1 protein-coding gene is annotated in these 745 nt (G+C 32.1%); it reads right to left on the reverse strand.

All coding sequences use genetic code 11. The features are described from left to right. Positions 1 to 614: hypothetical protein (locus tag OU788_RS12500; RefSeq protein ID WP_274635466.1), on the reverse strand; the 614-nt coding region annotated here is incomplete at its 3' end. Positions 615 to 745 lie beyond the last annotated feature (131 nt).

A 745-nucleotide genomic window follows, 5' to 3' on the forward strand; every position in this document is an offset into this window, starting at 1 on the left:
GCTTCTCCAGGAGGTAGTGGACGGTTTTTATCCATATACCATGTTATAAAAGACATGTCCTCATAACAATCTCCTCCAAATATTGTATAAATATCAAATGTTTTCCACTTATTTGGGCGAATAGTTTGTAACATAAATCCACCTACACCATCTTCACCACCAGTGCTATAGGCAAACTCTACTTTTTCAAATAGCATCGTGATATTTTTTTGCCAAAAAAAGCCTGTCATCGTGATTAAACCATCTTTACGATTTAAAATATGTTCCTTTTTAGGCATTGTAAAACCATAGATTACAAAAAAGATAGTTAAAAAAGCTGATAATATCATAAAAAATAAAATTTCATTATTCAATCCATCTCTGATAAGATACCATAATGTTCCTAATAATAATAACAAAGACACACCCCCACCTATTTGAGGAGTAGCTATACTTCCAGATTTACTAGCTACAAAATTATCATCTACTAATCTATATTGTGATTTCTTGTAATTTCTTTTCTTAAAATTTCTTGGTTTTGTATGTATTTTTTTTACAACTCGATGGTAATATTTTTTAAGTTTTTCTACGTTTTTATATTCTTCATGGGTTATTTTACGGGTAAAATCTACCATCCGCCAATACGTTTACGTTCTGCTTGCTGTTCTTTTGTAGCCTCAGGTGTTGAGATTTTGCTTGAATATAGAGGCTTAGGAAACCCCTCCGCTTTTCTTCGTTCAAAGTCTTGCTGACGATATGGATCAAA

Source organism: Tenacibaculum sp. L6 (genome assembly GCF_028823685.1).
Classification (GTDB): domain Bacteria; phylum Bacteroidota; class Bacteroidia; order Flavobacteriales; family Flavobacteriaceae; genus Polaribacter.